We start from the raw sequence: 10,186 nt of genomic DNA, 5'->3' as shown, positions 1-10,186 counted from the left end.
CTCTTGATCTAGGAAGTAGGCTAAACCACCAGTCATACCAGCACCGACATTGCGTCCCACTTTCCCTAAGACTACAATTACACCACCGGTCATGTATTCACAGCAGTGATCACCAGCTGCCTCAATCACAGCATAGCCTTTAGAATTGCGCACACCAAACCGCTCACCAGCACCGCCATGGGCAAATAATGTTCCACCAGTGGCACCATACAGGCAGGTGTTACCTACAATCACATTGTTAGCTGGGTCGTAGGTGGCATCAGCCGGTGGTTTGATAATAATTTCACCACCATGCATCCCTTTGCCTACATAGTCATTCGCTTCACCAGTTAAAATCAGGGTCATACTAGGCAGGTTAAAGGCACCAAAGCTTTGACCGGCAGCCCCCTTGAAGTTGATAGTAATGTGTCCATCGAAACCACTGTTACCATACTGCTTGGCAATTACCCCAGCAATTCGAGTCCCTACAGTACGGTCAGTGTTTACAATCTCCACATCTTTAGTCACAGACCCATGGTTTTGAATAGCATTCGTCAGGTCAGCGTCAGCCAGCAGTTGATCATCTAGCACTGGTCCGTTGCTGTGTACATCGTTATGATTGAGCCAACTGCGGTCTGTGCGAGTATCAGGCAGCTGAGTCAGACAATCTAGATTCAGCATAGATGTCTTAGTTAACTCAAGATCCTCCCGGACTTTGAGTAGATCAGCCCGACCAATGATATCCTTTAGGGAACGGTAACCTAGTTTGGCAAGAAGCGATCGCACTTCCTGAGCCACAAAGTAGAAGAAGTTGACCACGTGGCCTGGAATCCCGCTAAAGCGCTGGCGCAGGCGTTCTTGCTGAGTAGCAACCCCTACAGGACATTGATTGGTATGGCAAATCCGTGCCATAATGCAACCTTCAGCAATCATCGATACCGAACCGAAACCGTACTCTTCTCCTCCCATCAAGGCGGCCATCAGTACGTCCCAACCAGTTTTTAAGCCACCATCTACCCGCAGCAAAACGCGATCGCGTAGTTGGTTTTCCATCAAGATCCGATGTACTTCAGTTACTCCCAGTTCCCAAGGCGTTCCAGCGTGCTTAATCGAACTCAGCGGAGATGCTCCAGTACCGCCATCATGACCAGAAATTTGGATTACATCTGCATTAGCTTTTGCTACCCCAGCCGCAACAGTTCCAATCCCAATTTCTGCCACCAACTTCACAGATACCTTAGCTTGAGGGTTAATCTGATGCAAATCAAAAATCAGCTGCGCTAGGTCTTCAATAGAATAGATATCATGATGGGGTGGTGGGGAAATTAGGGTTACTCCTGGCTTGGAACGCCGCAGCTTAGCAATGTAGGGACTGACCTTCTTACCCGGTAACTGACCCCCTTCCCCTGGCTTAGCACCTTGAGCAATCTTAATTTCCAACTGCTTCCCACTCATCAGGTACTCTGGTGTTACTCCAAAGCGACCAGATGCTACTTGCTTAACCGCAGAGGAAGCAACATCCCCATTACGTAACCCCTTTAAGTGAGGTAGAGTCTGAGAATGACCAGTCTGATCCACATCATTGAGAATGCTGAAGCGCACTGGGTCTTCTCCCCCTTCACCACTGTTGGATTTACCGCCAATCCGGTTCATAGCAATAGCTAGAGTTTCGTGAGCTTCTCGGGATAGAGAGCCTAGGGACATCGCTCCGGTACAGAAGCGCTTGACAATTTCCTCAACAGGTTCTACTTCCTCAATCTCAATAGTAGGTTGGTCGCTGTTGAAGTCCAACAAATCTCGTAGTGCAGTTGCTGGACGCTCTTCCAACAGTTTGCGATACACATCGTAGTGGTCGTAAGCTTCTTTGTTAGCGTCAAGGCTTGAAGGTTTAACCTGCAACTTGCTAACTTCCAACTCTTTGTGATTTTTACCGTTACCATTGTTAGAAGATTGGTCACGGACGAAAGAGGAAACCGCCTTGTGTAGGGCTTTAGACATTTCAGGGCTGTTCATGTGATACTCGCCCCGAGGACGGTAATTGATAAAGCCAAAGTTTTCCAGTTTCTTAGCAGTCAGGGGGAAAGCCCGTTTGTGAAACTCCATCACTTCCTGAGCTAAATCAGCAACACTCACACCTCCCAGCCGAGATGTAGTTCCCTTAAAGGCTAGTGCCAATAAATCCCCACCAATGCCAATTGCTTCAAAAATCTGAGCGCCATGATAAGACGATAATAGGGAAATTCCCATCTTAGATAGGATTTTTAATAAACCTGCTTCTACCGCCTTGCGATAATTTTTCTGAGCTTGGTCTATGGTTAGGCTTTCCAGTTTCCCCTGGGCCATCAATTTTTGAGTTTTAGGATTAGCCCACCAATTCCGCACCGATTCCCAAGTCAAATACGGACAAACTGCTGATGCACCATAACCGATTAAGCAAGCATAGTGATGAGTACTCCAGCATTGAGCCGTTTCCACAATAATCGATGCCTTCATCCTTAATCCTTGAGAGATCAGGTGGTGGTGAACCGCACCTACAGCCAACATTGGTGGAATATAGGTGTAGTTTTCAGAAAGCCCTCCAGCAGTTTTATCACTCAAAATCAGAATCTTGTTACCAGCCCTTACCGACTCAGCCGCTTGGTCACACAGACGATTCACAGCTACGTCTAGCCCCCCCGGACCAGTAGCAATTTCAAATAGAGTAGAGAGTTCAGCCGTCTCAAACCGTGACGCTTTGACCGCTGCCAACTCCGCCTCATTTAGGACTGGGGTTTCCAGTTTTAACAACTGGGCATACTCTGGCTTAGCTTCTAATATATTGCCTCGCTCACCCAGGTCTATACTCAACGACATCACCAAACTTTCCCGTAGAGGATCAATGGGTGGGTTAGTGACCTGGGCAAACCGTTGTTTGAAATAGTCATAGAGTAGCCGAGGCTTATTGGAGAGTACCGCCAAGGGGATATCATCTCCCATACAGAAAGTAGGTTCTTTCCCCTGGGTGCTCATCGGTTGGATGATCATCTCCACATCCTCAGCAGTGTAGCCAAAAGCGGTCTGCTGACGCAGTAACTCAGCAGCCTCTTGTTCAGGAGCCTCAGTAAAGGTTTGGAGTTCCAATTTTACACGGTACTGTTTCAGCCATTCACCATAGGGTTCTTGAGCTGCCACCCGTTTCTTGATGTCCCAGTTTTTTAGAATTTCGTTGCTTTCCAGGTCAACAGCAATCATTTGCCCTGGTCCGAGTCGGCCCTTTTCCACAATCTCGGCTTCTGGCAAGTCCACTACCCCCACTTCTGATGCCACCACCACATAGCCATCCCGGGTAATGCTATAACGAGCCGGTCGTAATCCATTTCGGTCTAGGCTGGCTCCCACTGTTTTCCCATCACTGAATACTAACAGCGCTGGACCATCCCAAGCTTCCTGAATTCCACTGTAGTATTCATAAAAATCAACAATTTCCGGATAGTTATCCAAATCCGGCTGATTTTGGTAAGCCTCCGGCACCATGATCATTAATCCGGTCATAGGACTGCGTCCAGATTGCACCAGTAATTCGAATACATTATCTAGGATGGCGGAATCACTGTTTTCTGGATTGATAATAGGCTTGATCTCATCTAAGGAGTTATGTGCTTTCAGGTTAGTGTCGGTTGCAGCTCCAAGGTTATTTGCCTTCAACCCTTTTTCCCAAACCGGATGAGCCAAGTCAGCCTCCCGGGCTATCATCCAGTTGACATTGCCCAACAGAGTGTTAATCTCACCATTATGTCCCAACAAGCGCATCGGTTGAGCAAGGGGCCACTTGGGCATAGTATTGGTGCTAAAGCGTCGGTGATAGACAGCAAAACCACTTTGGTAATCAGGATTTTTTAAATCTAAGTAAAACTCTCCAAGTATCGCTGAGCGCACCATGCCTTTGTAGACAATCGTGCGACTGGAAAAAGAGCAAAAATACCAATCCTCAGGGACTCGGATGGTACTCTGAGATTTTAGTGCCTTAGCAATGCGACAGCGAGTTTTGAACAGCAAACGCTCCAGTTCATCTCCTATCTCCCCTTCAGAGGCTACGATCAACTGTTCCATATGGGGTTGATTAGCTTTCGCTTGGATACCCAGGATCTCTGAGCGTACTGGTACCACACGCCAGCCTAAAACCTTTAAGCCTTCTTGAGCAAGGACTTCCTCAACAATGGACTTACCTTGGCTAACCAAGCTCTTATCCTGAGGCAAGAATACCATCCCAACTCCCAACTGTTCCGTAGGAGGCTGGTCAATGCCTTGTTCAGTGAACCATTTTTCCAACAGTTTCCAGGGAATAGCAGTCAATAAGCCTGCACCATCCCCTGAATCTTGGTCAGCACTACACCCCCCCCGGTGTTCTAGACAACCCAGTGCCACTAGAGCTTGTTCAATCAATTTATGAGTAGCTATACCCTGCCCAGACGCAATAAAGCCAACTCCACAGGCATCTCGTTCCTCCACCAACCAACGTTGACCTGGATACGGTATCCTTGTGTGATACTGTTGTAGATCTTCCTGGTTTTTCTGATTATCGATATTATTCATCCAATTATTATTCACGGTGTTTAGTGATGCTTTCATTACAGACTGAGGACTATTAACCTAGTAGCAGTGACCTATAGACTGCTACTAGGCTGAAAAAATCAACAATGATTTACCATCAATGGTGAGCCAGAAGTTGGTTGGGTCTAATCCCGATTCCCTCGGTTGAACAATCTATCAAGCTTTTTTCCCTTAGAAACTCCTATCCTGAGTATCCAATGAAATCTGGTCAGCTGCTGACACAAAAGCTACATCCTCCGACACAGAGCAAGGGATGTAGTTAACCTCATCAGGTTTTACCAGTAGCAACACGCTTAGTGCTTCAACAATGCCATGCAACTAACCACCTAGCTGATGACCAAAGTGACCAGGGTTCCATGACGCTGGCATAAATCCTAGAAACTTACATATATAGGTGGATAGCCATGATATAAGAAATAGGTTAAGGATAGCAATACCTAATTTCTCCATAAACCTACTGAAAATTTTACTCGGGAAGAAATTGGTGGATTTACCGTAGCAGTGATCAAGACCATTGAGCGAAACTCAAAATAGCTTTCTTAACGACTATGCACGCACTGACAGGACTTGATCTTGTCAAAGTAGCCTTCATCACAGTATTAGTTTAGACCTGGTGCATCTCCTCCCTAAAGGCCTAGGTATTAGGCTCATGGTCTTAGGTCTTAGAACAGGGGGAGTTGAGAGCTTCCGTGCTTGACCCGGAGCGCTTCATCCTTTTTTAGAACCCCCTTAGCCTAAATGCCTAGAGCCTAAATACCTATAACTTAGTTGAAGAGTATGTGAACTTAGACCTTATGTATAGTTTGTGTTGACTGATTTAGGTTATGAAAGGATAGCTTTCAGCCAAACCAGTCCTTTGAGGAAACAGGCTACTAGCAGCAACAAATGCTCAATGGAACCCTTTGATGGCGACTAGAGTAACACCAAAGACCAGAATTGATACTACAAAAGTGTGGACTCAGATCTCCAAGCTAGTCATTACTCTCTTGCTCCTAATTCTATTCCCAGCATCTGTAGCTACGGCAAATAGGCGAGTTGGAGCAATTGAACCCCTAATCTTAAATAGCTTTAAAGAGTTACTGAACCAGTTGCCCCCAGCAGCTGAAGATACCCCTGTCCTAGTTCAAGGTTTATCCCAAACGACCCAGGAGAACATCCTAGTTTTAAAAGGCAAGAAACTATTGGAAGAGCTACCCCCCATGCCTGATAACACCTTAGAGGTGGAGTTATTCTCTGTCCCACCCAAAGTGATCCGACAAGGGGTTCAAGTTTATTTAAATGGTCAACAGATCAACTTACCTTGGCAGCAATGGTTAGTGGGAAGCTCAGTGCGCACTGGCATCAGTGATGTAGGAGCGATGCAAACCTTGGGCATAGAAATGCTCAACAGTAAAGATTATACCAAGCAACCGATCCGGTGGTTTTCTAAACCCCGGAGTACATCCGTAGTCTTCCCCAGCCAAGTTAGTGGTGCTTATCGATATCTAGATATTACCGATTTTGCCAAAACAGCAGCTTGGCAGTTGCAAGTTCAGGGGGATAAGCTTTATATCTCTTCCATGCCAGCCAGGGTGAAGGCTATTCGCCAGGGACGTCAGCCTTGGGGTAATCGTATTGTTCTTGATTTAGACCGCCCAACCTTCTGGCAAGTCAATGAGCAACCCACTGAAGCTGTGATTACAGTAGCTGCATCAGCTAACCCCTCACTAGTCAAGGGTTTTAATGCTCTAGAAACTGCCAAGATCCAAAAGCCATTAGATGTAGCTCCCATTTCCGTGGGCGCTCCTATGGATAAACCAGTTATCCGCTTAGAAAGCCATCAGAACCAAACTAGGCTCCGGGTGAATTTTCCCAAAGGTAAAGGTCTGAGAGTATTCACCTTGCCTAACCCTTTTCGATTGGTGATTGATTTGCGACCTGATGCCATGGTCAAGAAAGATATTCTCTGGGCACCTGGCATCCAATGGCGTCAGCAGTTGATTAGTCTCAAAGATACTAGTTTTCCAGTGGTGTGGTTGGAGGTTGATCCCAAATCTCAGCGGTTGCGGCTCAGACCAATTGGCAGTAATGCTACGACGCAAGTGGGAGCAGCCCCACTAATTAAAGCTGCTCAGTGGTGGCAAGCATCTGCTGCGATTAATGCTGGCTTTTTCAACCGTAACAACCAATTGCCCTTAGGAGCAATTCGCCGTGATAGTCGGTGGTTATCCGGTCCAATTTTGAATCGGGGAGCGATCGCTTGGAATGATCGCGGTCACGTTAAACTAGGACGACTCAGCCTCAGCGAAACCTTAGTTACCTCACACCGAAAGCGTTTGCCAGTACTATTCCTCAACAGTGGTTATGTCAAAGCTGGCATTGCCCGCTACACTCGTGCCTTCGGACCAACCTACACTCCCTTAATTGATCATGAAATTATCGTAGTTGTCCAGAATAACTTGGTCACCGATCTCTTGCGTGGAGGACTTGCGGGTCAGCAAGCCTTTCGTATTCCCGACAATGGCTATCTAGTTACCCTTAGAGCCAACAGGACAGCTGTTAATGATCTAAGTATTGGTACCCAAGTCCGAATTGAGGGGAGTACGTTTCCCGCTGACTTCAATGGCTACCCACATATTCTCGGTGGTGGACCACTGCTAATACAAGATCGAAAAATTGTTTTAGATGGCAAATCGGAACAATTTAGTGATGCCTTTATTCAGCAGTCTGCTCCACGCAGTGCTATTGGAACCACTGCTAATGGCACATTGATTATTGCTGCTTTTCACCATAGTCATACTCGACGTGGCCCAACATTAAGGGAAACAGCTCAGTTGATGCAGAAATTGGGAGCCATTAGTGCCCTCAATCTGGATGGGGGTAGCTCAACTGGACTTTATCTAGGTGGTCAACTCCTAGATCGGTCTCCCTATACAGCAGCACCAGTTAACAACGGTCTGGGCATCTTTTTTACACCTGTTCCCTGATACTTTAAGAAGTATTAAGTATTAAGTATTAACTATGAAGGATGTATGAAGTGATCAGATTTATTAAGTTTTTTGGAAATCACGAATCCCTTAACTATAGGTTGATTCAGCTGACACTTAGGAAAAGATAACTCTAGAAGAGTGTAAAGACTTTATATAAATTAAGGTAATTCACTAATTTGGCCTTAAAAATTTAGTTATAGTTTGCTAGATTTTGCGATAGTCAATTCTATTTAATTTTGTCTAACCTAGAATTAGTAAGCAATTAGTAAACTTTCCCACAATCACTTAGCTAGACGTTTTCAGGAACAAAACCATGGTTCAGTCAAAAGAAATTTCTCAAGTTTCGGCCATTACCCTACAGTCATCCCGAGTAGCTGAAGGCGTTGCTGCTACCGAACTACGACCTTGGGGGTCTTTCACTGTCCTAGAAGAAGGACGGGGATACAAAATCAAGCGCATTGAAGTCAAGCCTGGTCATCGCTTAAGTTTACAGATGCACTACCATAGGAGCGAACACTGGATTGTTGTCAGTGGTACAGCTAAAGTTATTTGTGGCGATAACGAAGAGATCATTCATCAAAATCAATCAACCTATGTTCCTCAAGGCCATGCTCATCGACTAGAGAATCCTGGTGTTATTCCCCTAGTTTTAATTGAAGTTCAGAATGGAGAATACCTCGGAGAAGATGACATTATTCGCTTTGAAGATGACTATTCCCGCAGCAAACCAGAAGGCAAATAGATTAAGCCATTAGTTGTAAGTCTTTAGTTAGTAGTCATTAGTCATTAGTTGTAAGTATTTAGGATGCCAAAAAAAGCCTTTTGGTAGTGGCAAATTAAATGACTAATGATTAATGACTATTACTTTTTGAGGTAACATTAGCTGGTGCTAGTTGTTGTGTATAGTTAGTATCGTTAATGATTAAACTGAGTAAAGCTGCTGCGAGTGAGATTAGACGTGTACAGTCCAAGCGTCAAAAGCCAGAGGCCAAATTGCGTCTAGGTGTCAGTCAGGGTGGGTGTGCGGATTTTTATTACACTATTGACTTTGAGCAAGTGATCAATTCTGAGGATCAGGTCTATGACTGTGATGGCATCAGTGTCATAGTAGACCCGGAAAGCCTAAAAACTATCAATGGCTTAACTCTAGATTACTCAGAAGACCTGATGGGAGGAGGGTTTCGCTTCCATAACCCTAACGCTTCAGAAAGCTGCGGCTGTGGTAATTCCTTTCGTGTAGACCCATCCAAGGCTCCAGATTGACACCAGAGTGTTATTTTTGGTATAATTAGCATTGGTTTGTTTGTAGTTGATTAAGCTAAATCAACCAATGTTTATTAAGCCGTAACTCATGCCCACCATCCAGCAGCTCATTAGTAGCGAGCGCTTCAAAGCTAAGAAGAAAACTAAGTCCCCAGCGCTGAAACAATGTCCCCAGCGCCGTGGTGTTTGTACTAGGGTGTTCACAACTACACCCAAAAAACCCAACTCAGCCTTACGAAAGGTGGCAAGGGTTCGTCTGACTTCAGGATTTGAAGTAACAGCCTATATTCCTGGTATTGGTCATAACCTACAAGAACACTCCGTCGTGATGATCAGAGGCGGTCGTGTGAAGGACTTACCTGGAGTGCGATATCACATTATTCGGGGTACCCTTGATACGGCAGGAGTTAAGGATCGCCGTCAAGGTCGTTCTAAGTATGGGACAAAGCGCCCTAAGTAAACTTACGAGAATTGACCCCTCTACAGTAAGAGACTTTCAGCAATAGAGTTGCTGTAATCTCACCCATGCCGATAAATAGCGCTTGGTCGTCGTCCAAGGAAAAATCCAATTCTTGAAGCCAAGGAATACTAGAAAGCTGAACTGATTAGCTTCTCGTCCCCCTAAAGAAAAACAGGACTTAGACGATCAACCATAAGCTAACCGTATCACCAGGGTTAATCACACTAGGGTTAATCATACTAGGGTTAATCACAGGAGTGTAGTTGTTTGCCTTGGGTAATTTTTAATAGTACACTTTATTGTTGATTTTTTCTTAAGCTTACTTATGTCTCGTCGCTCAGTTGTTAAAAAGCGTCCTGTCCCCCCCGATCCACTCTACAACAGTCGCCTGATTTGTATGTTGGGGTGTAGACTAATGCGTCATGGCAAGAAATCCCTTGCCTACCGGATTATCTATGACGCAATGAAAATCATTGAAGAGAGAACTGGCGCTGATCCCATAGAAACCTTTGAAAAAGCTGTGCGTAACCTGACGCCTCTAGTGGAGGTCAAGGCTCGTCGGGTTGGTGGGGCAACCTATCAGGTTCCTATGGAAGTAAAGGCTGAGCGAGGGACTACCCTAGCCCTACGCTGGCTGATTAAATTCTCCAGAAGTCGCTCCGGTCGCAGCATGGCTAGCAAATTGGCTAATGAGCTGATGGATGCTGCTAATGAAACGGGAAATGCTATGCGCAAGCGTGAAGAAACCCATAGAATGGCAGAGGCAAATAAAGCTTTTGCCCACTATCGGTACTAATGACCCTAAAAGCCCACAACAAAAACGTTGTAGCCCTCTGACAATGTCCACAAATGCCTAAAAAACTTAAAAAAAGTATAAAATTGTAAATAGATAGCTACCTGGTGAGGAAATGGTGGCACCAGACAA

The 10,186-nt window shown here is 45.4% G+C and carries 6 protein-coding genes; 5 read left to right on the top strand and 1 reads right to left on the bottom strand.

Annotated features, from left to right (window positions below):
• On the bottom strand, positions 1–4,551 hold a 4,551-nt coding region (locus F6K52_RS25050; RefSeq protein WP_293084434.1), incomplete at its 3' end, for a glutamate synthase-related protein.
• A gap of 923 nt (positions 4,552–5,474) precedes the next feature.
• Between F6K52_RS25050 and F6K52_RS25045 the strand changes: the two genes are divergently transcribed.
• The 5 genes from F6K52_RS25045 (at position 5,475) to rpsG (ending at position 10,057) form a co-directional block, all read left to right on the top strand.
• A complete protein-coding gene (locus tag F6K52_RS25045; RefSeq protein ID WP_293084431.1) occupies positions 5,475–7,535 on the top strand; it encodes a phosphodiester glycosidase family protein in 2,061 nt (686 codons plus the stop codon).
• Between the two features lie 316 nt (positions 7,536–7,851).
• On the top strand, positions 7,852–8,280 hold the full coding sequence (locus tag F6K52_RS25040; protein WP_293084428.1) for a phosphomannose isomerase type II C-terminal cupin domain: 429 nt from the start codon (positions 7,852–7,854) through the stop codon (positions 8,278–8,280).
• Positions 8,281–8,456: 176 nt separating this feature from the next.
• Positions 8,457–8,801, top strand: a complete 345-nt coding sequence (locus F6K52_RS25035; RefSeq protein ID WP_293084425.1) for an iron-sulfur cluster assembly accessory protein — start codon at positions 8,457–8,459, stop codon at positions 8,799–8,801.
• A gap of 88 nt (positions 8,802–8,889) precedes the next feature.
• Complete coding sequence (gene rpsL / locus F6K52_RS25030) at positions 8,890–9,261, top strand: 30S ribosomal protein S12 (protein WP_071106977.1); 372 nt, start codon at positions 8,890–8,892, stop codon at positions 9,259–9,261.
• Between the two features lie 325 nt (positions 9,262–9,586).
• Positions 9,587–10,057 (top strand): 30S ribosomal protein S7, encoded by a 471-nt coding sequence (rpsG, locus tag F6K52_RS25025; RefSeq protein ID WP_293084423.1) that lies wholly within the window; start codon positions 9,587–9,589, stop codon positions 10,055–10,057.
• Positions 10,058–10,186: the final 129 nt, after the last annotated feature.

The organism is Moorena sp. SIO3H5 (genome assembly GCF_010692395.1).
Classification (GTDB): Bacteria; Cyanobacteriota; Cyanobacteriia; order Cyanobacteriales; family Coleofasciculaceae; genus Moorena.
This window is presented reverse-complemented; position numbering and strand designations above follow the sequence as displayed.

Coding starts and splice junctions, on each gene's coding strand:
- rpsG (WP_293084423.1), top strand. CDS start 9,587: ATGTCTCGTCGCTCAGTTGTTAAAAAGCGTCCTGTCCCCCCCGATCCA.
- F6K52_RS25040 (WP_293084428.1), top strand. CDS start 7,852: ATGGTTCAGTCAAAAGAAATTTCTCAAGTTTCGGCCATTACCCTACAG.
- F6K52_RS25045 (WP_293084431.1), top strand. CDS start 5,475: ATGGCGACTAGAGTAACACCAAAGACCAGAATTGATACTACAAAAGTG.
- F6K52_RS25035 (WP_293084425.1), top strand. CDS start 8,457: ATGATTAAACTGAGTAAAGCTGCTGCGAGTGAGATTAGACGTGTACAG.
- rpsL (WP_071106977.1), top strand. CDS start 8,890: ATGCCCACCATCCAGCAGCTCATTAGTAGCGAGCGCTTCAAAGCTAAG.